Annotated in this window: 22 protein-coding genes; 17 read left to right on the top strand and 5 right to left on the bottom strand. The window is 65.6% G+C overall.

Annotated elements, in window-relative coordinates:
* Positions 1–73 precede the first annotated feature (73 nt).
* Both ACFQXB_RS06575 and ACFQXB_RS06570 read left to right on the top strand, forming a co-directional pair.
* Positions 74–964 carry a glutathione S-transferase gene (locus ACFQXB_RS06575; RefSeq protein ID WP_377400997.1) on the top strand — a complete coding sequence of 297 codons (891 nt, stop codon included), beginning with the start codon at positions 74–76 and terminating at the stop codon, positions 962–964.
* A 55-nt stretch (positions 965–1,019) separates the two neighbouring features.
* A complete protein-coding gene (locus tag ACFQXB_RS06570) occupies positions 1,020–2,525 on the top strand; it encodes a YifB family Mg chelatase-like AAA ATPase (RefSeq protein WP_377400994.1) in 1,506 nt (501 codons plus the stop codon).
* A gap of 1,346 nt (positions 2,526–3,871) precedes the next feature.
* Here the strand turns inward: ACFQXB_RS06570 and gshB are convergent.
* From gshB to rsmI, 3 genes are read right to left on the bottom strand one after another with little or no spacing between them, the layout of a single operon-like run.
* The gene (gene gshB, locus ACFQXB_RS06565; protein WP_377400991.1) at positions 3,872–4,813 is read right to left on the bottom strand and encodes a glutathione synthase; all 942 of its coding nucleotides are present in this window, start codon (positions 4,811–4,813) and stop codon (positions 3,872–3,874) included.
* 60 nt (positions 4,814–4,873) lie between these two features.
* Positions 4,874–5,227 carry a YraN family protein gene (locus ACFQXB_RS06560; RefSeq protein ID WP_377400988.1) on the bottom strand — a complete coding sequence of 118 codons (354 nt, stop codon included), beginning with the start codon at positions 5,225–5,227 and terminating at the stop codon, positions 4,874–4,876.
* Positions 5,224–6,120, bottom strand: a complete 897-nt coding sequence (rsmI, locus tag ACFQXB_RS06555) for a 16S rRNA (cytidine(1402)-2'-O)-methyltransferase (RefSeq protein ID WP_377400985.1) — start codon at positions 6,118–6,120, stop codon at positions 5,224–5,226. Before rsmI ends, ACFQXB_RS06560 begins: the two co-directional genes overlap by 4 nt.
* Before the next feature lie 88 nt (positions 6,121–6,208).
* Between rsmI and ACFQXB_RS06550 the strand changes: the two genes are divergently transcribed.
* From ACFQXB_RS06550 to murJ, 3 genes are read left to right on the top strand one after another with little or no spacing between them, the layout of a single operon-like run.
* Entirely contained in the window at positions 6,209–7,384 is a 1,176-nt protein-coding gene (locus ACFQXB_RS06550; protein WP_377400982.1) for a penicillin-binding protein activator, read from the top strand.
* Positions 7,344–10,148 (top strand): [protein-PII] uridylyltransferase, encoded by a 2,805-nt coding sequence (locus ACFQXB_RS06545; RefSeq protein ID WP_377400979.1) that lies wholly within the window; start codon positions 7,344–7,346, stop codon positions 10,146–10,148. Before ACFQXB_RS06550 ends, ACFQXB_RS06545 begins: the two co-directional genes overlap by 41 nt.
* Positions 10,148–11,686: a murein biosynthesis integral membrane protein MurJ gene (gene murJ, locus ACFQXB_RS06540; RefSeq protein WP_377400976.1), complete on the top strand. Its 1,539-nt coding sequence runs from the start codon at positions 10,148–10,150 to the stop codon at positions 11,684–11,686. The genes ACFQXB_RS06545 and murJ overlap by 1 nt, the downstream gene beginning before the upstream one ends.
* Here murJ and ACFQXB_RS06535 read toward each other — a convergent pair.
* Entirely contained in the window at positions 11,683–12,369 is a 687-nt protein-coding gene (locus tag ACFQXB_RS06535) for a rhomboid family intramembrane serine protease (RefSeq protein WP_377400973.1), read from the bottom strand. The genes murJ and ACFQXB_RS06535 overlap by 4 nt on opposite strands.
* A gap of 84 nt (positions 12,370–12,453) precedes the next feature.
* Here ACFQXB_RS06535 and trpS point away from each other — a divergent pair, with 84 nt between their 5' ends.
* The gene (gene trpS / locus ACFQXB_RS06530) at positions 12,454–13,509 is read left to right on the top strand and encodes a tryptophan--tRNA ligase (RefSeq protein WP_377400970.1); all 1,056 of its coding nucleotides are present in this window, start codon (positions 12,454–12,456) and stop codon (positions 13,507–13,509) included.
* A 3-nt stretch (positions 13,510–13,512) separates the two neighbouring features.
* A complete protein-coding gene (locus tag ACFQXB_RS06525; RefSeq protein ID WP_377400967.1) occupies positions 13,513–14,637 on the top strand; it encodes a hypothetical protein in 1,125 nt (374 codons plus the stop codon).
* Here ACFQXB_RS06525 and ACFQXB_RS06520 read toward each other — a convergent pair.
* A complete protein-coding gene (locus ACFQXB_RS06520) occupies positions 14,624–15,196 on the bottom strand; it encodes a L,D-transpeptidase (protein WP_377400964.1) in 573 nt (190 codons plus the stop codon). The genes ACFQXB_RS06525 and ACFQXB_RS06520 overlap by 14 nt on opposite strands.
* 280 nt (positions 15,197–15,476) lie before the next feature.
* On the opposite strand from ACFQXB_RS06520, the gene ACFQXB_RS06515 reads away from it, so the two are divergent.
* The 10 genes from ACFQXB_RS06515 (at position 15,477) to ACFQXB_RS06470 (ending at position 24,161) form a co-directional block, all read left to right on the top strand.
* Positions 15,477–16,343 carry a branched-chain amino acid aminotransferase gene (locus ACFQXB_RS06515; RefSeq protein ID WP_377400961.1) on the top strand — a complete coding sequence of 289 codons (867 nt, stop codon included), beginning with the start codon at positions 15,477–15,479 and terminating at the stop codon, positions 16,341–16,343.
* A 58-nt stretch (positions 16,344–16,401) separates the two neighbouring features.
* Complete coding sequence (locus tag ACFQXB_RS06510; protein WP_377400958.1) at positions 16,402–16,857, top strand: universal stress protein; 456 nt, start codon at positions 16,402–16,404, stop codon at positions 16,855–16,857.
* Positions 16,858–16,933: 76 nt separating this feature from the next.
* Positions 16,934–17,494: a NifU family protein gene (locus tag ACFQXB_RS06505; protein ID WP_377400955.1), complete on the top strand. Its 561-nt coding sequence runs from the start codon at positions 16,934–16,936 to the stop codon at positions 17,492–17,494.
* On the top strand, positions 17,484–18,143 hold the full coding sequence (tsaB, locus tag ACFQXB_RS06500) for a tRNA (adenosine(37)-N6)-threonylcarbamoyltransferase complex dimerization subunit type 1 TsaB (RefSeq protein WP_377400952.1): 660 nt from the start codon (positions 17,484–17,486) through the stop codon (positions 18,141–18,143). Before ACFQXB_RS06505 ends, tsaB begins: the two co-directional genes overlap by 11 nt.
* On the top strand, positions 18,140–18,574 hold the full coding sequence (gene rimI / locus ACFQXB_RS06495) for a ribosomal protein S18-alanine N-acetyltransferase (RefSeq protein ID WP_377400949.1): 435 nt from the start codon (positions 18,140–18,142) through the stop codon (positions 18,572–18,574). The genes tsaB and rimI overlap by 4 nt, the downstream gene beginning before the upstream one ends.
* A gap of 165 nt (positions 18,575–18,739) precedes the next feature.
* The gene (locus ACFQXB_RS06490) at positions 18,740–19,729 is read left to right on the top strand and encodes a BMP family lipoprotein (protein ID WP_377400946.1); all 990 of its coding nucleotides are present in this window, start codon (positions 18,740–18,742) and stop codon (positions 19,727–19,729) included.
* Positions 19,730–19,740: 11 nt separating this feature from the next.
* On the top strand, positions 19,741–21,312 hold the full coding sequence (locus tag ACFQXB_RS06485) for an ABC transporter ATP-binding protein (protein ID WP_377400943.1): 1,572 nt from the start codon (positions 19,741–19,743) through the stop codon (positions 21,310–21,312).
* Entirely contained in the window at positions 21,312–22,406 is a 1,095-nt protein-coding gene (locus ACFQXB_RS06480) for an ABC transporter permease (protein ID WP_377400940.1), read from the top strand. Before ACFQXB_RS06485 ends, ACFQXB_RS06480 begins: the two co-directional genes overlap by 1 nt.
* Positions 22,406–23,371 carry an ABC transporter permease gene (locus ACFQXB_RS06475; protein ID WP_377400937.1) on the top strand — a complete coding sequence of 322 codons (966 nt, stop codon included), beginning with the start codon at positions 22,406–22,408 and terminating at the stop codon, positions 23,369–23,371. The genes ACFQXB_RS06480 and ACFQXB_RS06475 overlap by 1 nt, the downstream gene beginning before the upstream one ends.
* The gene (locus tag ACFQXB_RS06470; protein ID WP_377400934.1) at positions 23,355–24,161 is read left to right on the top strand and encodes a purine-nucleoside phosphorylase; all 807 of its coding nucleotides are present in this window, start codon (positions 23,355–23,357) and stop codon (positions 24,159–24,161) included. The genes ACFQXB_RS06475 and ACFQXB_RS06470 overlap by 17 nt, the downstream gene beginning before the upstream one ends.
* The last annotated feature ends 26 nt before the right edge of the window (positions 24,162–24,187 follow it).

The following is a 24,187-nucleotide window of genomic DNA, read 5'->3' as shown; positions in this document are numbered from 1 at the left end:
CCGCAGCCCCCTGGAAAAGCCATTGGACGGATCGGCCTGGCCTCTCTAACCTCGTCGGTGACAGGAGGCCGGGATGACCTACACGCTTGCCATCGGAGATCGTGCCTATTCCAGCTGGTCCCTTCGCGGCTGGCTGTCCTTCGAACGGTTCGGTATTGCCTGCGATATCGAAAGCGCCCGGCTCTACGATCCGGCGTTCGACGCACTTCTGGCCCGGTTCTTCCCGGCAAGGACGGTCCCCGCACTGCGCCTGCCCGACGGGATCGTGATCGCCGACAGCCTCGCCATCGCCGAGGAGCTTGCTGCGCGTCACCCCACTGCAGGGCATTGGCCTGCCGAACCGGGCGCGCGCGCCATCGCCCGCATGCTGGCGGCCGAGATGCACGCGGGTTTCTCCGCGCTTCGCAACCATTGTCCGATGAATCTGCGCCTGTCCTACCAGGATTGCGCGCCACCCGCAGCGGTGCTTGCAGATCTGGAACGACTACAGTCACTTTGGGCGTGGGCCAGAACCGAGACAGCCAGCCACGGCCCGTGGCTTTGCGGCGACTACAGCATCGCGGATGTTTTCTTCGCACCGGTGGCAGCGCGAATTGCCGGCTACAACCTGCCCGTGGGCACAGGGGCGGCAGCCTATGTGGCCGCGCATCTTGCCGACCCCGCCTTCCGCCGCTGGCGGGCGATGGCCCTTGTGGACGGGCCTGATCAGGCCTTCTACCGGCGCGACTGGCCACAAAGGCCATGGCCAGGGCCAGCGCCACTTCCGGCGGATCCCTCTGTCACCGGCCCGGCCGAGAACGCCACCTGTCCCCATTCCGGCGGCGCTGTCACGCATTTCCTCTCCCTCGAGGGTCGCATATTCGGCTTTTCCTCTGCCTTCAACCGCGACATGACGGTTGCGGATCCCGCCGCATGGCCGGCCTTCATGGCACTTGTGACAGCGGGGGCGCCCCGGACTGATTAACCATTTGTAAAGCATCTTTCCGCTACCTCTTGCCCTGGGCTGAAGGAGAGGGTGAATGGTTGCACGGGCCTATACGGTGGCCTTCGAGGGTATAGAGGCCCGGCTGGTCGAGGTGCAGTGCGCGGTCGCGCCCGGGCTGCCGGCCTTCTCGATCGTCGGCCTGCCGGACAAGGCCGTGTCGGAGGCACGCGAACGGATCCGCGCGGCGCTTTCGGCCATGGCTATCGCACTGCCGGCGCGGCGCATTACCGTGAATCTTTCGCCTGCCGACCTTCCAAAGGAGGGACCGCATTTCGATCTGCCCATCGCGCTGGCATTGCTCGCCGCCCTGGATATCCTGCCGCGCGACGCGGTGGAAAGCGCGGTCGCGCTGGGCGAATTGTCACTGGATGGCAAGCTGGTGCCGGTGGTGGGCGCGCTGCCCGCGGCAATGACGGCCGCGGCCGAGGATCGTGCGCTGGTCTGCCCGCGGGCCTGCGGGCCGGAAGCCGCCTGGGTCGGTTCAACCCGCGTCCTGGGCGCCGCGACCCTGGCCGAGGTGGTGCGCCATTTCACCGGGCAGATGGCCCTGCCCCAGGCGCAGCCGGGCGAGGTCACCGAGCGACGGCCGCTCCGGGACCTGCGGGATGTGAAGGGTCAGGAAAGGGCCAAGCGCGCGCTTGAGATCGCGGCGGCGGGGCGCCACCATCTCCTGTTCATCGGGCCGCCCGGCGCCGGGAAATCCATGCTGGCCGCGCGCATGCCGGGGCTCATGCCACCACTCAGCCCGCCAGAAGCGCTGGAGACATCGATGATCCACTCGCTTTACGGCTTGCTCGGCGATGGCGGCATATCCCGCGAACGGCCGTTTCGCGAACCACATCACACCGCCTCGGTCGCCGCCATCGTCGGGGGTGGGCGCAATGCGAAGCCCGGGGAAATCTCGCTTGCGCATAACGGCGTGCTGTTTCTGGATGAACTTCCCGAATTTCCGCGCACCGTTCTGGAAACACTGCGTCAGCCGATCGAGACCGGCGAGGTCGTCGTTGCCCGCGCGAATGCGCATGTGCGCTATCCCTGCCGCTTCCTGCTCGTCGCTGCCGCCAACCCCTGCCGCTGCGGCCACCTGAGCGAACCCGCCCGCGCCTGTGCACGGGCGCCTGCCTGCGGTGCGGATTATCTGGGCCGTATCTCGGGGCCGCTGATGGATCGTTTCGATCTGCGGGTCGAGGTTCCGCCGGTGGCCTTTACAGACCTTGACCTGCCGGATGCCGGAGAGACAACCGAAGAGGTCGCAGCCCGCGTTGCGGTCGCGCGCGCCATCCAGGATGCGCGCTTTGCCGATCAGGCGGATGCGCGCGTGAATGCCGATGCCGAAGGCGCCCTGCTCGAAGACATCGCCGCCCCCGACAGCGAGGGGCGAGCGTTGCTTCTGCGCGTGGCCGAGCGGTTCGGCCTTTCCGCCCGCGGCTATCACCGGATCCTGCGCGTTGCCCGGACGATCGCAGACCTCGACGGATCAGAAACCGTTCGACAGCCACATGTTGCCGAAGCTGTCAGCTTTCGCCTGAGCACGAGCTGACGCTGAGCGGCGCTGCATGTAGTCGCGCTTTCGCTGGCGGCGGAGCCTCGGCCCGCGCGGCCTGTCCACGGCCAGATCCGCGTGCTCTCGCAGTGGCTGTCGCACCTTCGGCACCACCAGGCCCGGACACGATGAGCCGGCCTTGAATGCCTTGGCATGTGCATCTGCCTCGCGAGCTTCTGGACAGGAGCGCCGGCATTGCTGCGGGACAGCGGAACCGGCTCGCCCTGGGCAAGCATGACGCGCCCCGGATCCATTCAGGTAAAGGGAAGCCGGTTGCCTTCGGCCAGCCCCTCGAGTCCTGTCATCCTGATGTCCCCAAGATCACAGCACGCGTGGTGAAGGAGGTGCCTGGACCCGAGGCTGCATGGACGAAGCCCCCCAAGACGCCGAGCCCCGAGCGATCCTCTGCCCGGCGAGCAGAGCCGGAGCAAAAGGCCGAGAATCCTACCCCCAATGCCTGCGACGCAGGCCAACCTCGGTCGGAAGCTAGAGCATCCCTCGCCTCGGCGGTCGACAGGCTGAGCGGGCACGACACCAACCGCCTGAACCTGCCGAGCATCCGCGTCGCTCGGACGAGGTGACCTGACCATGCTTTCGGGACCCGGCGCAGAATATGCCGTGCAGAAGATCACGACGACCTGCCGAGGGCATTCATCGCCGCGCGACCGCTGGGGCGACCGGTTCAAGGGCACGTGAGCCACTGCCCGACGCCCAGGGCAACCAGTCTCACTGGCTGCCACAGAGCTGCGTCATCATCGCCAGCAGGCCGTCGCCCACGACAGATCACGTCACGAGCGGGACCGCAGCGACAGCCGCGGATCGGACCTGGCATGACCAGCGTCATTGGCTGCCCTGTCCCGAGAGCGGCGGCGCACTCCGACACTGCCTGAGCACCGCCTTTTCCTCCGTTCCCGCGCCTTCTGGCACGAGGCGCGGCGATGAGATGACGGCGCGGGACTTGACTGCAATTTGTGTTGGCGCCGTCAGAAAGGTCTGTCCACCGTTCGAGCCGGCAAGCCGCGCGATCCAGCCAGACTTCGAGGGCATGACTGGCGGGCGCCCGCGTGGGAGGGTCGCGCGACAGGGCGGCCGGACGAGGGCAAGGTCCCCGGGTCAGCCCCGCTTTGGCGACCTCGGCAGGCGGGAGATGCTGCCGGCATTGCCGCCCGGCGGTAGCAAGGGGTGCCCGCGAAGACTGACCAAGCGCCCGGAGGGCAGGCTCGCGTGATCCACGCGCCACAAGGCCAGCGCTGGTTCGACCCCCGTCCTGTCCCCCGCATGGCTCGGAAATCACCAGGACGTGGTGCAATGCCGGCCTCTGGCGAAGGCGCGGCGCGCCGGTGTCACGCCCGGCGGGCCTCGATTACTTCCCAGATACGGGCGGCGACATTGATGCCGTCGAATCGCTCCAACTCCTGGATCCCTGTCGGCGAGGTCACGTTGATCTCGGTGAGGTAATCGCCAATCACATCGATACCGACGAAGATCTGGCCCTTCTCGCGCAGGACCGGGCCGATGATGGAGCAGATCTCGCGGTCGCGATCCGTCAGTGCCACCTTTTCGGGGCGCCCGCCCACATGCATGTTCGACCGGGTTTCCCCCGCCGCCGGTACGCGGTTGATGGCACCCACCGGCTCTCCGTCCACAAGGATCACGCGCTTGTCGCCCTTCGAGACGTCGGGCAGGAACTTCTGCACGATCAGCGGCTCGCGGCTCAGCGTCGTGAACAGCTCGTGCAGCGCGGCAAGGTTGCGATCATTCGGGTCCAGCCGGAACACGCCAGCGCCACCGTTGCCGTAAAGCGGCTTGAGGATGACATCGCCATGCACCGCCTTGAAGTCGCGGATCGTCCGCAATTCGCGCGCGATCATCGTCGGTGGCGTCAGATCCTGAAAGCGCAGGACCAGAAGCTTTTCCGGCGAGTTCCGGACCCAGAACGGATCATTGACCACAAGCGTCCGGGGATGGATCATCTCCAGCAGATGCGTTGTGGTGATATAGCCCATGTCGAAGGGGGGATCCTGGCGCAGCCAGACCACATCCCAGTCGGCCAGGTCGATTTCCTGTTCCTCGCCCAGCGTGAAATGCGCGCCTTCCACGCGCTGCACCGTCAGCGGCCAGCCGCGTGCGACGACGCGCCCCTCGCGGTAGGCAAGCCGGTCGGGCGTGTAGTAGAACAGCTCATGCCCGCGCGCCTGCGCTTCTTCCGCGATACGGAACGTGCTGTCGGCGTTGATATTGACGGATCCGATAGGATCCATCTGGAATGCGACTTTCAGACCCATCCGAAGCTCCCTCTTTGCCTGCCCTTGATGGACCGCGGCGCGGCGGGTTGCAATCACCCCTCAGGCCGAGAGCGCGTTTTCAAGGACCCGGATCTGGCCGCTGGCATCGACCAGCGCCACATCGAAGCGCATCACGGTATCCAGCCCCAGCCCCGCAAGGCCGAGATATTCCTGTGCCGCCCCCATCAGCCGCAGGATCTGGCGCTCCCCCAGCCGCTCGGCCGCGCGGGCGAAGCTGCGGCTTTTCTTGACCTCGACGAAGATCAGCGTATCGCCCAGCTGCACGACAAGATCGATCTCGCCCGCGGCACCCCGCCAGCGCCGCGCCAGAAGCCGCGCGCCCGCCTCGGCGTAATGCCGTTCCACCGCGGATTCCGCGCCAAGCCCGGCCAGGTGGCCCAGCGCACCGCTCATTCCGGCGTCTCCAGTGCGAGGGCCGCCTGATAGACCTGCCGGCGTGGCAGGTTCAGCATCTCGGCCACATGGGAAACGGCGTCCTTCTTCGACATCTCCTGCAAGGCGTCGCGCAGCGCATCCTCGACGGCGCCGGGTGCGGCGACCTGCGCCCCGGGGCGATCGACCAGCACGACGATTTCGCCCTTCAGCGGCCGTTCGCGCACCCGTTCAGCCAGGTCGGCCAGCGACCCCCGTAGCACCTCCTCAAAGCGTTTGGTGAGTTCGCGGCACACGGCCGCCTCTCGGTCGGGGCCCATGATTTCGGCCAGTTCTTCAAGAAAACGGCCGATGCGCTTGGGGGATTCGTAAAAGACAAGCGTCGCCGGCACAACGGCGGCTTCGGCCAGATATTTGCGGCGCGCTCCGGCCTGAGCGGGCGGGAAGCCTGCAAAATAGAAGCGGTCCGTCGGAAGCCCGCCGATCGTCAGCGCCGCCAGAACGGCCGAAGCCCCCGGTGCCGCATGAACCGCAAAGCCTTCGGCAATGGCCGCGCGTCCCAGCTGATAGCCGGGATCCGCAACAAGGGGGGTGCCGGCCTCGGAGGCATAGGCGACGCTCTGCCCTTCGGACAGCGCCCGCAGCAGGCGTGGACGCGCCTGTTCGCCGTTGTGATCGTGATAGGCGACAACCTGCCGCCCCTGCAGGTCGATCCCGTGAATCTCCATCAGATGTCGCAGGGTGCGGGTGTCTTCGGCTGCAAGAACATCTGCCGTGGCCAGAATGTCCAGTGCCCTCAGGGTGATATCGCGCGCAGCGCCGATCGGCGTCGATACGAAATACAGCCCGGGGGGCAAGGCCGCAGGCTGGCGACCTGACTCCGGGCGATGGATCCGCCTCGATTCGCTTTCCATGGAACCAACCTCTGCAAAGTTTACTTCATGCTGGCGGAAGCTTAGGCTTTGGACGATGATCCGAACAGGGATAGCGAGGTAATTCCAGATGTTTTCCGTTTTCAGCCTGGCGCGCGGCACGGCCGCGAAGCTGGCACTTGTCGTTTCCGCCCTCTGGCTTGCGGCCTGTGATCCGGTGGGACCAACCGCCTCGAATGAGGGGCCAAGGGTAGATCGGAATGCGCCGGTGCCGGTGGCACTGCTTGTTCCCGCAGGTTCAGGACAAGCGAACGATCAACTGCTGGCGCGCAGCCTTGAAAATGCCGCGCGGCTTGCGATCGCCGATCTCGACGGTGTGCGGATCGACCTGCGCGTGTATAACACCGCCGGCCAGCCCGAACGGGCGGCGGCGATGGCACAGCAGGCCGTGAACGAGGGGGCGCAGATCATCCTTGGCCCGGTGTTCGGCGGCGAGGCGAATGCCGTCGGCAATGCGGTTGCCGCGCAGAACATCAACGTCCTCAGCTTTTCCAACAACGCCGACATTGCCGGTGGCAACGTCTTCGTGCTTGGCCCGACCTTCCAGAACACGGCCGAACGGCTGGTCCGTTTCGCGGCGCGGCAGGGCAAGGGCCGGATCCTCGTGGTGCATGAACGGAACACCGCAGGCGAAGCCGGGCGCCGCGCGATTGAACAGGCCATCGCCGGCAGCAGCGCCAACCTTGTGGGTTCGGAAGGGTTCGAGTTTTCGCAGAACGGCGTGATCCAGGCGATGCCCCGGATTTCCGCGGCCGCACGCCAGGCCGATGCGGTCTTCCTGACTGCCGACACGGCAGGGGCGCTGCCGCTTCTCACGCAACTGATGCCCGAGAACGGGATCGACCGGAACGTAACGCAATATATCGGCCTGACCCGCTGGGACATTCCGCAGGCCACGCTGGCCCTGCCCGGCGTTCAGGGCGGCTGGTTCGCATTGCCGGATCCCGGCCTGAACCAGCAGTTCCAGGCGCGGTTCACCGCGGCCTACGGCGAAGCGCCGCATTCCATCGCCGGGCTTGCCTATGACGGAATCGCAGCGATCGGTGCTGCAGTGCGGTCGGGCAATCCCAATGCGCTCTCGCGGGCGGGTCTCACCCAGTCCTCGGGCTTCGCGGGCGTGAATGGTGTCTTCCGTCTGCGCCCGGATGGGACTAATGAACGGGGGCTGGCCGTGGCCCAGATCCGCAACAACGAGGTGGTCATCGTTGACCCTGCCCCAAGAAGCTTCACCGGCGCGGGCTTCTGAGCCTGGCGCGGTTCCGTCGCCGGACGATCTTCTTTGCCCGGCGTCGGAGGTTTTCGACCAGAACAGCATCCGTGCCGATCTGGCGCGGGCGCTTGAAGACATAGGCGACGCGCGCACGGCACGCTCGGTCGTGGTCGAGCACCTCGACCGGGCGCGCAAGGCTGGCGAGGCACGGCTGGAGGCCGCCTTCCGGCAGGCCCCGCACAAGGCACGCCACCTTGTGCTGTCACAGGCGACGCTGATCGACGGCATTGTCACGACCGCCTTTCAGGTGGCGACCGAGCATCTGCACCCCCTGCCGAACCCGACCGAAGCCGAACGCATCGCCGTGCTGGCTGTCGGCGGCTATGGCCGTGCCGAGATGGCGCCCCACTCCGACGTGGATCTGCTGTTCCTGACGCCCTACAAGGTCACGCCCTGGGCGGAAAGCGTGGTCGAATCCATGCTGTACATCCTTTGGGACCTGCGGCTGAAGGTGGGCCATGCGACGCGCACCGTGAAGGACTGCCTGCGCCTTGGCCGTGAGGATTACACGATCCGCACCGCGTTGCTGGAACACCGCTATCTCTGTGGGCACGCGCCCCTTGCGGCCGAGTTGAAGGACAGGCTCTGGTCGGAACTTTTCAGCGGTACCGGCAGCGACTTCATCGAGGCCAAGCTGGCTGAACGGGCCGAGAGGCACAAGAAGCAGGGCGGCCAGCGCTATGTGCTGGAACCCAACATCAAGGAAGGCAAGGGCGGGCTGCGCGACCTGCAGACGCTTTACTGGATTGCGAAATACCTGCACCGGGTCGATCGGGCTGCGCAACTTGTCGATCTGGGCGTCTTCAGCCGCGAAGAATACACCAGCTTCAACCAGGCCGAGACCTTCCTCTGGGCGGTGCGCTGCCATCTGCACTACATCGCGCGTCGGGCGATGGATCAGCTGACCTTCGACCTGCAGGTCGAGGTTGCCGAGCGGATGGGATACTCCGACCACTCTGGCCGTCGGGCGGTCGAGCATTTCATGCAGGACTATTTCCGCCATGCCACCCGGGTGGGCGAACTGACCCGTATCTTCCTGACGGCGCTGGAAGCCCGGCACGTCAAGCGCGAGCCGATGCTCGTGGGTCTGTTCCGCCGCAAGCGCAAGGTGCGGCCCGGCTATGTCATCCTGCAGAACCGTCTTTCCGTCGCGGATGAGACGAGCTTTCTGGCGGACAAGCTGAACCTTTTGCGCATCTTCGAAGAGGCAATGCGGACGGGGCTTCTGCTGCACCCGAATGCGATGCGTCTGATCGCGGCCAACCTGAACCTGATCGACGATGCGCTGCGCGAAGACCGCGAGGCGGTGCAGATCTTTCTTGATCTGCTGTTGCGGCACGGCAATCCCGAACGCGGGCTGCGGCGGATGAACGAACTGGGTGTGCTTGGCGCCTTCATTCCGGAATTCGAGCCGATCGTGGCGATGATGCAGTTCAACGTCTATCACCACTACACGGTGGACGAACACACCATCCAGTGCATCTCGACCCTCGCGCAGATCGAGCGCAACGAACTGGTCGAGGAACTGCCGATCGCCAGCCGGATCCTGGCTGATGGCATCAACCGGCGGGTGATCTATGTCGCGCTGCTGCTGCATGATATCGGCAAGGGCCGCCCCGAGGATCATTCGGTTCTGGGTGCCCAGATCGCGCGCCGCGTCGCGCCGCGCCTTGGTCTGAACGCCGAGGAATGCGAAACCGTGGAATGGTTGGTGCGCTATCACCTGCTGATGTCCGACATGGCCCAGAAGCGCGACATCTCGGACCCGCGCACGGTTCGGGATTTCGCCAAGGCCGTCAAGACCCGCAAGCGGCTGGATCTGCTGACGGTGCTGACGGTCTGCGATATCCGCGGCGTTGGCCCCGGCACATGGAACAACTGGAAAGCCATGCTGCTGCGGCAGCTTTACCGTGACACGGCCGAGGCACTGGAAACCGGTCTTGAGGACCTGAACCGCGACAAGCGCGAGGACGAGGCCAAGCGCGCGCTGCGCGACGCCCTGTCGGACTGGGACCGCAAGGATGTGCGCGCCGAAACCGCGCGCCACTACGGCCCCTACTGGCAGGGGCTGACCACGGAAACCCAGGTCGTCTTTGCCAATCTGCTGCGCGGCATCACCGATGACGAGATCCGCATCGACCTGCGCCCCGAAGAGGACCGCGATGCCACACGGGCCTGTTTCGTGCTGGCCGATCATCCCGGGATCTTTTCCCGCCTTGCCGGTGCGCTGGCGCTGGTGGGGGCGAATGTGGTCGATGCCCGGACCTATACCTCGAAGGACGGCTATGCGACGGCCGTCTTCTGGATCCAGGATGCCGATGGCCATCCCTACGAATCCGCCCGCCTGCCCCGCCTGCGACAGATGATCGAAAAGACCTTCCGCGGCGAAGTCGTCGCGCGCGAGGCGCTGAAGGACCGCGACAAGATCAAGAAGCGCGAACGTCAGTTCCGCTTTCCCACCTCGGTCACCTTCGACAACGAAGGGTCCGAGATCTACACCATCATCGAGGTCGATACCCGGGACCGGCCCGGCCTGCTCTATGATCTGACGCGGACGCTGGCGGCCAACAACATTTATATCGCCAGCGCGGTGATCGCCACCTTCGGCGCGCAGGTGGTGGATACCTTCTACGTCAAGGACATGTTCGGCCTGAAACTGCACAGCCGCGCCAAGCAGGAGGCGCTTGAACGCAAGCTGCGCCAGGCGATCGCCGAGGGCGCCGAGCGGGCGCAGGCCTGATGCGACCCATTCGCCTGGTCAAAGGCTTCCTGACGGTTGGCGGCTGGACGCTGGGCAGCCGCATCGTGGGCTTTGTCCGCGACATGATGATGGCGGCCTATCTCGGCTCGGGGCCGGTTGCCGAAGCGTTCTTTGTCGCCTTTTCGCTTCCCAACATGTTCCGCCGCTTCTTCGCCGAGGGCGCGTTCAACATGGCCTTCGTGCCGATGTTCGCCAAGAAATACGAAAGCGGCGAGGATCCCGAGGGCTTTGCCCGCGATGCCTTCTGGGGGCTGGGCACCGTTCTGATCCTTTTCACCCTTCTGGGGATGGTGGCGATGCCGCTTCTGGTGCTGGCGATGGCCGCCGGCTTCTGGGGGGATGAACGGTTTGATCTTGCCGTGGATTTTGGCCTGATCTCGTTTCCCTACATCCTGTTCATTTCGCTTGTGGCGCTTCTGTCGGGGGTGCTGAACGCGACAGGGCGGTTCGTTGCCACGGCGGCGGTGCCAATCCTGATGAACGCGCTGTTCATCGCCGCGATCTGGCTGGCCGCCCGTCTGGACTGGCCGATGGGGATGACGCTGGCCTGGACAGTGCCGGTAACCGGGGTCGCGCAGCTTCTGGTGACATGGGTCGCGGTGCGCCGTGCCGGGTTCAGCTTTCGCTTCCGCCGGCCGCGATTGACGCCGGAACTGCGCCGGCTGGCCATCATCGCCGCGCCGGCCGTGCTTGCCGGCGGGGTGGTTCAGGTGAACCTGATCGTCGGACGGCAGGTTGCATCGTTCACCGAAGGGGCGATTGCCTGGCTGAACTATGCGGACCGGCTTTATCAACTGCCGCTTGGGGTGGTGGGCATCGCCGTCGGCGTCGTTTTGCTGCCCGAGTTGTCGCGCAAGCTGCGCGCCGCAGATATCGCCGGCGGCCGCGCCGCCTTCAACCGGGGCGCCGAGTTCGCGCTGGCGCTGACCCTGCCCGCCGCAGTCGCCCTTGTGGTGATCGCCGTGCCGCTGACATCGGTCCTGTTCGGCCGTGGCCAGTGGAGCGAGACCGACACGATCAACACCGCGCTTGCGCTGGCGATCTATGGCCTTGGCCTGCCGGCCTTCGTGCTTCACAAGGTTCTGCAACCGCTTTTCTACGCGCGCGAGGATACGCGGCGGCCCTTCCACTATGCGCTGATGTCGATGGTGGTAAACGCGGCGCTTGCGGTAGGGCTGATGCCGTTGATCGGCTTTGCCGCGGCGGCGCTTGGCACCACGCTGGCCGGCTGGGCGATGGTGGCGCAGCTTTGGCTGGGGAGCCGGACCATGGGCGCGGCCGCGCAGCTTGACGACCGCTTCCGCGACCGGATCTGGCGGATCATCACGGCGGCGCTGTTCATGGGCCTTTGCCTCTGGCTTGCGGGTCTTTACCTTGGCCCGATGCTGGGGGAACCCGGTGCGCGCTATCTTGCGCTTGCGCTGCTGATCGGGTTGGGGATCGCCAGCTACTTCGGCGCGGGCACAGTGATCGGCGCTTTCCGCCTGGCGGACTTCAGGGCGGCCCTGCGCCGTTAGCGGCGGCGGATCTGTTCCAGCACCCGCGGCCAGGCACCGGGGCTGACCACGAATGACAGGCCGAACCCGGTGGCAAAGCCCGCAAGTTCGGCCACCCAGCCGTTCCCCGCGTCGAAGAACAGCCCCAGTACCAGACGAAACAGCAAAAGCATCCCGATCAGCGTGAAGGCGCGAAACTTGTTGGCTCCGCGCGCCGCAAGATTGACCCAAAGAAGGAAGGTGAAGGCGCCCAGGAGGCCAAAGACAGGCGGATAGGCCCCGACCAGCGGCGCCGGATCGTTCAGCAAAAGCCCGTAGGCAACCGCGCCCACCACTGTTGCCGCCAGCCAGACCAGCGCCACGACCCGCCCGGGCCAGACCTCGCCCACCATCTTGCCCAGCGCCAGTGTCAGCACGATCGTGAACAGGGCATGGACAAAGCCGGTGTGAATGAAGCTGTAGCTGACAAGACGCAGCAGATGCTCGGGCGGGAAGCGAAGGTTGGCCAGCATCCAGTTGAAGATCGTATCAAAGAAGCCGAAGCTGCGCATCGCGCTCAGGCGCCAGCCCACCGCATCCGGCCCGCCCAGCAGGCCTGCGGCCCCGGCCTGCAAGACCAGCTCGATCACCGCCAGCGGCAGAACCAGCAGCCAGACCACCGGCGGCATCGGGTTGAACGGAGGGGCGGCGTAATCACGGGTCATTCGGTTCATCCGGTCTGGGCGCATTGACGGGCCATCCCCCCAGCGATAAGCCGCTGGGACCGGTTTTACCAGATGGAGTTCAAGATGACGGAAGCGGTCCAAACGCCTCTCGTCCAGGCCACGCACAAGACGCGCGTGTTTTCGGGCATCCAGCCCTCGGGTGGATTGACCCTGGGCAACTATCTCGGCGCGCTCAAGCGGTTCTCGGAAGCGCAGGATCAGGGCATCGAGACGGTCTATTGCATCGTCGATCTGCACGCCATCACCGTCTGGCAGGACCCCGCGACGCTGCGCCATGCGACGCGCGAACTTGCGGCCGGTTTCATCGCCGCCGGGGTCGATCCGGCGCGGTCGATCCTGTTCAACCAAAGCCAGGTTTCGGCCCATGCGGAACTGGCCTGGATCTTCAACTGCGTCGCGCGCATGGGCTGGCTGAACCGGATGACCCAGTTCAAGGACAAGGCTGGCAAGAACCGCGAAAATGCGAGCGTGGGGCTTTTTGCCTATCCGAACCTCATGGCGGCAGACATCATGGCCTATCACGCCACGCATGTGCCGGTGGGCGAGGATCAGAAGCAGCACCTTGAACTGGCGCGCGATATTGCGATCAAGTTCAACAACGACTTCGGCGTGAACTTCTTCCCCGTCGTCGAGCCGATGATCGAAGGCCCCGCGACCCGGGTGATGAGCCTGCGTGACGGCACGAAGAAGATGTCGAAATCCGACCCATCGGATCAAAGCCGCATCAATCTGACCGACGATGCCGACGCGATCGCCCAGAAGATCCGCAAGGCCAAGACCGACGCCGAACCGCTGCCCACAACGCTGGAGGGGCTTGAGGGCCGGCCCGAAGCCCGCAACCTTGTCAATATCTTCGCCGCGCTTTCGGACAGCACGCCAGCCGGTGTGCTGGAAGAGTTCGCCGGCCAGGGCTTTGGCACCTTCAAACCGGTGCTTGCGGATCTGGCCGTGGCGCGCCTTGGTCCGATCAACGCCGAAATGACGCGGCTGCTGCAGGACCCGGCCGAGATTGATCGCATCCTGGGCCAGGGCGCGGAACGGGCCGATGCCATCGCCCGCCCGATCATCGAACAGGCCTACGATATCGTGGGGCTGATCCGCTCGCGTCCCCGGGCATAACCGGTGCGCCGCCTTGCCAGAGCCGTGCTGCTTCTGGCAATGGCGGCGTCGCTTGTGCTGTCGGGCCTGAACCTGACCCGGCTGGCGGATACCGGCCTTGGCCGCGGCATGATCGCACGCAGTGGCGATGAAATTGCCGCGGCGCTTGACCGGGCCATGGCGCTTTCTGCCACGCCCGAGGCGATTGCGGCGCGGCTGCAGGTGCTTTTACAGGATGATCCGCGCAACTGGGTGGCGATCGGGGCGCTTCTGGCGTTGGCGGAAGACAGATCGCTGACCCTGCCGCCGGAGGTTACCGCCGCTGTTTCCGTCGCCGATGCCGAGGACAACGGCCTTGCCACCAAGGCCGCAACTTGCGCCGCCTGTGCCCTGGATGCGCGTCACTGTCCGCTTTCACCCGTACTGGCCTGCCACGCGCCAAGCATCCTTACGCCCCTGGGGGACGTTTTCGTCGTGGTACGTGAAGGCGGGAACTATCTTGGCGGGTCCGAGGTGGACGAACTGGATCTCGGGCTGTCAGTGATCGGGCTGGGCGCGGTGGCCCTGGTGCCCCTTTCGGGGGGAACCAGCTACACGATCGCCATGGGCGCACGGGCCGGCAAGCTTGCAAAGCGGATAGGCCTGCTGTCGCAGCCGTTGCAGGCCCTGTTGCGCGACAGCATCCGGCGCGGCGTGGACTGGGGCGCTGTGGCGCGCAGCCGCAACCGGGATGACATTGCGCGTGCCCTGCGCCCCGAAATCCTGCGCCCGGTCGGGGCGCTTCTGACAGATGCGCAGCGGCTGCGGCGCAGCCTGGGCGCGCGCGAGGCGTTGAGCGTGCTGCGCCATGCCGATAGCCCGCAAGAGGCGCGGCTTCTGGCCAATGCGGCCGAGGCGACGGGCGGGCGGATGCTCGGCCCGCTGGAGCTTGTGGGGAAATCGCGGTTTCTGCGTGTGACGATGCGGCTGGCGGATGAGGTCTGGTATGCAATGGCCGGGTTCGTCGCCTTCATCGCGGGGCTGGCAAACCTGATCGCCTCGGGCATCGGTGGCGCGTTGATGCGGCGGGCCCGCAAGGGACTTGCACGGCCCGTCGTACCGATGCCGCCGCACCGGATGATGCAGCGGCACGGGCTCAGATCATCTTGACCTGCGTGCCGACCTCGACCAACTCGAACAGATGCTCGACATGGTGGTTGAACAACCCGACGCAACCATTTGACGCCTGCCGCCCGATCTTGTCGGTATTGTCGATGCCGTGGATGCGGTAGTATTGCCAGCCGAGGTTCATCGCGCGGGTGCCCATCGGGTTCTCCGGTCCGGCCTCCACGCGCTCGGGCAGGCTCGGATCGCGGGCGCGCATGTTCGGGGTCGGGATCCAGACCGGGTTGCGGCGCTTCAGCACGACTTCGGTGTGACCGCGGCGCGCGAACTCGTCGCTCATCGGAACCGAGCAGGGATAGAGCAGATGGGTCTGCCCGTCCTCTGACCAGTAGTGCAGCGCCCGTGACTGAAGGTCGGCCAGAATGGCACCGCGGCGCAGATGATCGAAGTGATCTCGCCAATCCACCGTCTGAAAGCTGGAGAGGTTGCGGAACGCGGTCCCCTCGGGCCGCTGCCCCGCCCGTGCGACCATCGGCATCGCCACCGTCGCCATCAATGCCGCCCCTCCGGCCAGCAAGCTTCGCCTGTCCAGTTTCTGCTGCATCCTGAATCCTTTCTTGATCGGCCCGGCGCAACCAGCGCCTGCATGCGTCTGATCTGACCTGCAGTGCACCAACGCCGGTATCAACGCATTGCGGCCCCGGGTAACGTGGATGTCACTGAAGGTGAACGCGACTGTGGCTTCGGGTCCACAAGCGGTCGGCAAGGCGCAGGATAGTGGTCTTTTCTGCTTGACCCGGCTGCCACACGGACCAGTGCCGCGCGCGGGCTGGACCGCCGGCCGAAAAGCGGATTAACGTCGCCGAAAGACAAGGAGAGACGCAATGGCGACCGGCAGCAACATCCGCACCTACCATGAGGGGCAATGGCATGACGGGGATGTGCCGATCATGCGCGCGGCAGACCACGGGTCCTGGCTGGGCACCACGGTCTTTGACGGTGCGCGGCTGTTCGAAGGGGTGGCCCCGGATCTGGAGGCCCATTGCGCGCGGATCAACCGCTCGGCCGAGGCGCTGATGATCACACCGAACGTGGATACAGACAGCATGGTCGCGATTGTCCGCGAAGGGCTGGCGCGCTATCCCGCCACCGCCGCTGTCTATATCCGCCCGATGTACTGGGCGCTGGAAGGCGGCGATCTGGGCATCCTGCCGAAAGAGGGTGCCACGGGCTTTGCCATCTGCCTGGAAGAGATCCCGATGGCCCCGTCCGACCGCTCCACCACGCTGACAACCACGCGTTTCCGGCGCCCTACACTGGATTCGGCGGTCGTGAATGCGAAGGCCGGCTGCCTTTATCCGAACAACGCCCGCATGCTGGCCGAGGCCCGCGCCAAGGGGTATGGCAATGCGCTGGTGATGGATGCGCTGGGCAACGTCGCCGAAACCGCCAGCGCCAATGTCTTCATGGTCCGCGATGGTGAAGTTCTGACCCCTGTTCCGAACGGCACCTTCCTGGCCGGGATCACCCGCGCGCGGCATATCGCCAATCTGCGCGCCGATGGCGTAACTGTTCACGAAGCGGTGCTGAGCCTGCAGGATTTTCTGGACGCGGACGAGGTGTTCCTCTCGGGCAACATGAGCAAGGTCACCCCGGTGACGCAGCTGGAAGACCGGCAGTACCAGATCGGCCCGGTCACACGGCGCGTACGCGATCTTTACTGGGACTGGGCGCTTTCTGCCCGGGGTTGAGGCGCCGCTTGCAAGCCTCGGGTGCCCGCGCCATGATCGTCAGTCAGGGGGAAGAGTGATGCGCAAGTTTCTGGTGGTGCTGGACGACAGCCGCGAATGCCTGAACGCGATGCGGTTTGCGACGCTGCGCGCCACACGCACGGGGGGTGGCGTGCAGATCCTGTCGGTAATCCCGCCCGAGGATTTCCAGACCTGGATCGGCGTGGCGGATCTGATGCGCGAAGAGGCCCGCGAACGGATCGAGGCGCATTACGAGGTGTTTGCCAAATGGATGCGCGACCGGCACGGCATCAACCCGGAACTGGTGATCCGCGAAGGCGAACCCGTGACCGAGATCCTCGCCCAGATCCGCGAGGATCCCGAAATCGGGGTGCTGGTCTTGGGCGCCGGCACTGACAAGAACGGACCCGGGCCGCTGGTCACCCAGCTTTCGCGCAACTCGGGAACGCTGCCGATCCCGATCACCATCGTTCCCGGTGAAATCCCCAAGGACAGGCTCGAGGCGATCACCTGAGTTTAGAACAGTTCTAAACCTTGACAGGCGCAGGCCTCGGGCGCATATCAAGGGCCTAACCCCGGAGGGCCGCGACATGTTCATTCAGACTGAATCAACCCCGAATCCTGCCACGCTGAAGTTCCTGCCCGGCCAGACCGTTCTTGAAATGGGCACGGCAGACTTCCCGTCCCCGGATGCCGCCGCAGCCTCGCCACTTGCCCGGCGCATCTTTGCCGTTGATGGCGTGGCAGGGGTGTTCTTCGGCACCGATTTCATCACCGTGACCAAATCGGATGCTGTTGCCTGGGAACATATCAAACCCGCCGTTCTGGGCGCGATCATGGAGCATTACCAGTCGGGTGCCGCAATCCTTGAAGGTGCGCAGGCCGCTTCGGGCCATGCCGAGCATTCCGGCCCGGATGCTGACATCGTGAAGCAGATCAAGGATCTGCTGGATACGCGTGTCCGTCCCGCCGTGGCACAGGATGGGGGCGACATCACCTTCCACGGCTTTGAACGCGGGGTGGTCTATCTGCACATGCAGGGTGCCTGCGCCGGCTGCCCGTCCTCGACGCTCACGCTCAAGATGGGAATCGAGAACCTCCTGCGGCATTACATCCCCGAGGTGCTCGAGGTACGGCCCGTTGCCGCCTGAGCCTTTCGTCCTTGGCTTCGACACGTCGGCCGCGCATTGCGCGGCCGCTTTGCTCTGCGGTTCCCGCCTGCTGACTGCCCGGCAAGAGCAGATGGAGAAAGGGCAGGCCGAACGCCTGATCCCGCTTCTGGAAGAGCTTTTGGCGGAGGGCGGCATCGGGTGGGGCGATCTGTCCGCCATCGGCGTCGGCATCGGGCCGGGGAATTTTACCGGGATCCGCATCGCCGTTTCCGCCGCGCGTGGGCTGGCTTTGGCGCTGAACATCCCGTCGGTGGGTGTCAGTGCCTTCGAGGCCTTGGCGCTGGGCCTGCCCAGGCCGCTGCTGGCCACGGTCGATGCACGTCGCGACATGATCTATGGGCAAGTTCTGGAGGGCGATGCGCCCGCGGCGGAACCTTTCCTGATCGCCGCCGCACAGCCTCCGTCGGCGCTCTGCGGCAGTGGTATTGGCTGCGTGGGTGCCTGCGCCGGCCCCTGGGCCGATCCGCTCGCCGGCCCTGCCCTTTCGCCGGTTTATCCGCCGGCCGAGGCAGTGGCGCGTATCGCCTCCGAACGGTTCCGCACCCCGCTTCCCCGGCCCGCACCGCTCTACCTGCGCAGCGCGGATGCCGCGCCGCCGTCCGACCTGCCGCCGGTTCTTCTGCCATGACACCGGATGCGCTGGCGGGCCTGCACGCGCGGTGCTTCACCCTGCCCCGGCCCTGGTCCCGCACGGAATTTGCCGATCTCCTGACAAGCCCGCATGTCTTTCTGCTGAGCAAAAACGAGGGTTTTGCCCTTGGCCGCGCCATCGCTGGCGAAGCCGAGCTTCTGACCATCGCGGTCGCGCCCGAAAAGCGGCGCACCGGGCTGGGCCGCAGCCTCCTGCAGCAGTTCGAGGCAGCAGCCCTTGCGCGCGGCGCCGAAGCGCTGTTTCTCGAGGTCGCCTGCGACAACCTGGCGGCGCTGCAGCTTTACGCTACGGCAGGATTCGCGCAGACCGGACGCCGGCGCGGCTACTATCGCACGCCGGAGGGCGTTTGCACTGACGCCATCGTGATGGGCAAGTCGCTGAAACCAGCCTCATTTGAAGCGACGTAACGTTCCGTCGCCAAAAGCGCCTCGACCCGGCTGGCAGGCTCGGAAAAACCTGTTGACCCTACAGCGGCTCTGCGGCCTAAATCGCATTGATCCAAAAGATCGGTACGCATAATACCGGCGCTGCCAGCAAGCGCTGTCAGGCCGACAGAACCGGGGAGATACTTCATGACCGTGATGCACAGAATTCTCGGCGCCGCGGCGACGCTGGCGCTGACAGCCGGGGTTGCCGTGGCCGATCCCGGGCTGGTGATCGACCTTGGCGGCAAGTTCGACAAGTCGTTCAACGAAGCGGCCTACAACGGCGCGCAACGCTGGGCGCAGGAAACGGGCGGCAGCTATCGCGAGATCGAGATGCAGACCGAGGCGCAGCGCGAGCAATTCGTCCGCCGCATGGCCGAGGCCGGCGCGAATCCGATTGTCGTCATGGGGTTTCAGAACGCCAGCACGCTTGAACAGGTTGCCCCGGATTATCCCGATACCCGCTTCGTGCTGATCGATGCCGTGGCCGACCTTCCGAACGTCCGATCGGTGGTCTTCACCGAACACGAAGGGTCCTACCTTGTCGGCATGCTGGCCGCGATGGCGTCCGAGACCGGGACAGTCAGCTTTGTGGGCGGCATGGACATCCCGCTGATCCGGCGTTTCGCCTGCGGATATGCCCAGGGCGCCCGCGCCGCCAACCCCGAGGTCACCATCATCCAGAACATGACCGGCACGACCCCGGCCGCGTGGAACGATCCGGTCCGCGGCGGTGAAATCGCGAAGGCCCAGATCAGCCAGGGCTCGGACGTTGTCTTTGCGGCAGCGGGCGGCACCGGGCTTGGCGTGCTGCAGGCGGCGGTGGATGAAGGCGTCTATGCCATCGGCGTGGATTCGAACCAGAACTACCTGCATCCCGGCCAGATCCTGACCTCCATGGTCAAGCGGGTGGACAACGCCGTCTACCAGGCCTTCTCCGACGGACCCGAGCTTGAGACCGGGGTCGTCATGATGAACCTGGCCGCCGAAGGCGTCGGCTATGCCGTGGACGAGTTCAATGCCGAGCTGCTGACCGAGGACATGCTGGCCGCCGTCAACGAGGCCGCGACGCGGATCATGGCGGGCGAACTGGTTGTCCACGACTACATGTCCGACGATTCCTGCCCGGTGAACTAGGGCTGATCTGAATGATCATCGACACCGATCCGGGGCGGCAGAACGCTGCCGCCCCCGCCCCTGCCATTGAGTTGCGCGGTATCTCGAAGGCGTTCGGCCCGGTTCAGGCGAACAAGGACATCTCGATCAAGGTCGAGAAAGGCACCATCCACGGGATCATCGGCGAGAACGGCGCGGGCAAGTCGACGCTGATGTCGATTCTCTACGGGTTCTACCGGGCAGATTCGGGGCAGATCCTCATCGACGGCAAGCTGACGCAGATTCCCGACAGCCAGGCAGCGATCCGCGCCGGGATCGGCATGGTGTTTCAGCACTTCAAGCTGGTCGAAAACTTCACCGTGCTTGAGAACGTCATCCTGGGCGTGGAAAGCGGCCCGCTGTTGCGGCCCAGCCTTGCCAAGGCGCGCCGGTCGCTGACTCAGCTTGCCCGGGATTATGAACTGAACGTCGACCCCGAGGCGCTGATCGAGAACCTCTCGGTCGGTCACCAGCAGCGCGTCGAGATTTTGAAGGCGCTTTACCGCGAGGCCGACATCCTGATCCTGGACGAGCCGACCGGCGTGCTGACCCCGGCCGAGGCCGACCACCTGTTCCGGATCCTGCGGAACCTTCGGCGTCAGGGCAAGACCATCATCCTGATCACCCACAAGCTGCGCGAGATCATGGAGGTCACCGACAGCGTCAGCGTGATGCGCCGCGGCGAGATGATCGCCACGCTCAGGACCGCCGAAACCAGCCCGCAGCACCTGGCCGAACTGATGGTCGGCCGCAAGGTGCTGCTGCGGGTGGACAAGGCCCCAGCCCGCCCCGGGCGTGCGGTGCTGGAGGTCGAAAACCTGCGCGTTGTCGATGACAAGGGCGTTGAACGGCTGCGGGGCATCGACCTGACGCTGCGCGCCGGCGAAATCCTGGGCATTGCCGGTGTGGCCGGAAATGGCCAGTCCGAGCTTCTGGAGGTTCTGGCCGGGATTGCCAGCGGCACCGGCACCGCCCGCCTGAACGGCGAGGCGCTGGACCTTTCCGGCCGCCGCTCGGACGGGCAGACGCGCCGCGCCGCGGGTGTGGCCCATGTGCCCGAAGACCGGCATAGGCGCGGGCTGATCCTGGACTTCACCGCCTGGGAAAACGTGGCCTTCGGCTATCACGGCTCTCCCGGCTATCAGAAGAACGCACTGGTGATGGACCATTCAGCCATCATGGCCGACACCGCCGCAAAAATGGAACGCTTCGACGTGCGCCCGCCCGATTGCCGGCTGGCGGCCAAGAATTTCTCCGGGGGGAACCAGCAGAAGCTCGTCCTCGCGCGAGAGATCGAGCGCAACCCCGACCTCTTGCTGATCGGCCAGCCCACCCGGGGCGTGGACATCGGCGCGATCGAATTCATCCATCAGCGGATCGTGGCGCTGCGGGATGCGGGAAAGGCGATCCTTCTGGTCAGCGTCGAACTGGATGAAATCCTGTCGCTTTCGGACCGGATCGCGGTGATGTTCGACGGGCGGATCATGGGCGAGCGGCCCGCCGACCAGACCGACGAACGCGAGCTGGGAATGATGATGGCCGGAATGAACGGAGGGGTCGCCTGATGGAGCGGATGCCAAAATGGGCGGATGCGACGCTTGTGCCACTGATCAGCCTGGCGATCGCCTTTCTGATCTCGGGGCTGGTGATCCTTGCCATCGGTGAAAACCCTGTGGAGGCCATGAAGATCATGGTCAGCGGTGCGATCGGCTCCTCCTACGGCTGGGGTTATACGCTTTATTACGCGACGAACTTCATGTTCACCGGCCTTGCTGTCGCGGTGGCCTTCCATGCCGGGCTTTTCAACATCGGTGGCGAGGGGCAGGCAACGCTGGGCGGACTGGGTGTGGCGACGGTGCTTCTGTCGGTCGCCTGGCCACACTGGGCCATTGCCCTGCCGGTTGCGGCCCTGGGGGCGGCGCTGTTCGGCGCGGCATGGGCAGCGATCCCGGCCTGGCTGCAGGCGCGGCGCGGCAGCCATATCGTCATCACCACCATCATGTTCAACTTCATCGGCGCGGCGCTTCTGAACTATCTTCTGGTGAACGTGCTCCGACCCGCCGGGTCGATGGACCCGTCCTCGGCGCGGTTCGGGGCCGACGTGGCCCTGCCCCGCCTGCACGAGATCCTGGCGCTGGTCGGCATCCCGTTTTCGCGCGCCACACCGGCCAACATCAGCCTGTTCATCGCGCTCTTGGCCTGCGTGGCCGTCTGGGCCCTGATCTGGCGCACCCGGCTTGGCTATCAGATCCGGGCCTTCGGCAAATCCGAACCGGCGGCGATCTATGCAGGGATCTCGCCGGTGCGGATCACCATGTACGCCATGCTGATTTCCGGTGGCTTGGCCGGCATGATGGCAATCAACAACGTGATGGGTGAGGCGAACCGTCTGGTGATGAACGCGGTGGAGGGCGCGGGCTTCATCGGCATCGCCGTGGCGCTGATGGGACGGTCGCATCCGCTGGGCGTCTGCCTTGCGGCCATCCTGTTCGGCTTTCTGTATCAGGGCGGGGCCGAGCTTGCGCTCTGGACCTCGATCCCGCGTGAACTGATCATCGTGATCCAGGCCCTTGTCATCCTGTTCACCGGGGCGCTGGACAACATGGTCCGCATGCCGATCGAAAAACTGTTCGTCCGCTTCGGCAAAAGGGGCGCCTGATGGATTTCGCAACGATCCTGCAGATCCTCGATTCGACGATTCGCCTGGCGACGCCGCTGCTGTTCGCCTGTCTGGCGGGGCTGTTTTCCGAACGTGCGGGGATTGTCGATATCGGGCTCGAGGGCAAGATGCTGGCCGCAGCCTTCCTGTCGGCGGCCATCGCGGCGCTGACAGGATCGGTCTGGCTGGGCCTTGTCGCAGGTATCGGCGCGGCGATGCTGCTGTCCGCGCTGCATGGCCTTGCCTCGATCACCTTTCGCGGCAATCAGCTTATTTCGGGCGTCGCGATCAACTTTCTTGCCGCAGGTCTGACGGTGCTGATTGCCCAGCACTGGTTCGCCCAGGGCGGGCGCACGCCGTCATTGTCCGGTGCGGCACGGTTCCAGCCGATCCGCCTGCCCTTTGCCGATGCGCTGCGCGATGTCCCCGTTCTGGGGCCGCTTTATTCGGTGCTGCTGTCGGGGCATTCGATCCTTGTCTACGTGGCCCTTCTGTCAGTGCCGGTGACATGGTGGGTGCTGTACCGGACGCGCTTCGGGCTGCGACTGCGGGCGGTGGGCGAAAATCCGGCCGCCGTTGATACAGCGGGTATCTCCGTCGTCGGGCTGCGCTATGGCGCGGTAATGATCTGCGGCCTGCTGACGGGCCTAGCCGGTGCCTATCTGGCAACGGGGCTTTCAGCCGGTTTCGTCAAGGACATGACTGCAGGGCGCGGCTTCATCGCGCTTGCGGCGCTGATCTTTGCCAAGTGGCGCCCCGTCCAGGCGCTGTGGGCCACGCTCCTGTTCGGTCTGCTTGAAGCGATTGCGAACCGGTATCAGAACCTTGATCTGGGCGGCATCGTCATCCCGGTGCAGTTCATGCAGGCGCTGCCCTATATCCTGACCGTCATCATCCTTGCCGGCTTCGTCGGCAAGGCCATTCCCCCCCGCGCCGGAGGCCAGGCCTATGTCAAGGAACGCTGAAACCCTCTGTGAGCTGATCCGCGCCCGCGCGGGATCTGAACCGGTGCGGCTGGGGCTGATCCTCGGCTCCGGGCTGGGGCATCTGGCCGAGGCGGTAGACGGCGTGGCGTTCGACTATGCCGACCTTCCCGGTTTCCCGCATGCGGGCGTGTCGGGCCACACCCCCCGGCTGGTGATCGGGGATCTGATGGGTGTTCGGATCGCGGTCCTTGGCGGGCGGGCGCATTATTACGAAAGCGGGCGCGCGGATGCCATGCGCCTGCCGCTTGAGGTCCTGCGGGGCCTCGGCGCCGAGGGGCTGATCCTGACCAACGCCGCCGGTTCCCTGCGCGCCGACGTCACGCCCGGCGACCTGATGCTTCTTGCGGATCACATCAATTTTTCGGGGCTGAACCCGCTGATCGGCGAGCCGACGGATGCACGTTTCGTGCCGATGACGGCAGCCCATGACCCGTCCTATCGCGCGGCGTTGCGCACCGCCGCGCAGGCAGAGGGCATTTCCCTGCCGGAAGGTGTCTATGCCTGGTATTCAGGTCCCTCCTTCGAAACGCCGGCGGAAATCCGGGCGATCCGCACCCTTGGCGCTGACGCGGTCGGCATGTCCACCGTCCCCGAGGTGATTCTGGCGCGTTTTCTTGGGCTCAGGGTTGCCGCGATCTCGACCATCACCAACATGGCAGCGGGGCTGAGCGACGAAAACATCAGCCACGAACATACCAAGGCCATGGCACCGCTGGGCGCGGCGAAACTTGAACGCATCCTTCGGCGTTTCCTGTCTGACCTCGGCTGACGCTTTTGCGCATGACGGGCGCCAAA

The sequence above is a fragment of the Halodurantibacterium daqingense genome, assembly GCF_042666235.1.
Classification (GTDB): Bacteria; Pseudomonadota; Alphaproteobacteria; order Rhodobacterales; family Rhodobacteraceae; genus Halodurantibacterium; species Halodurantibacterium daqingensis.
This window is presented reverse-complemented; position numbering and strand designations above follow the sequence as displayed.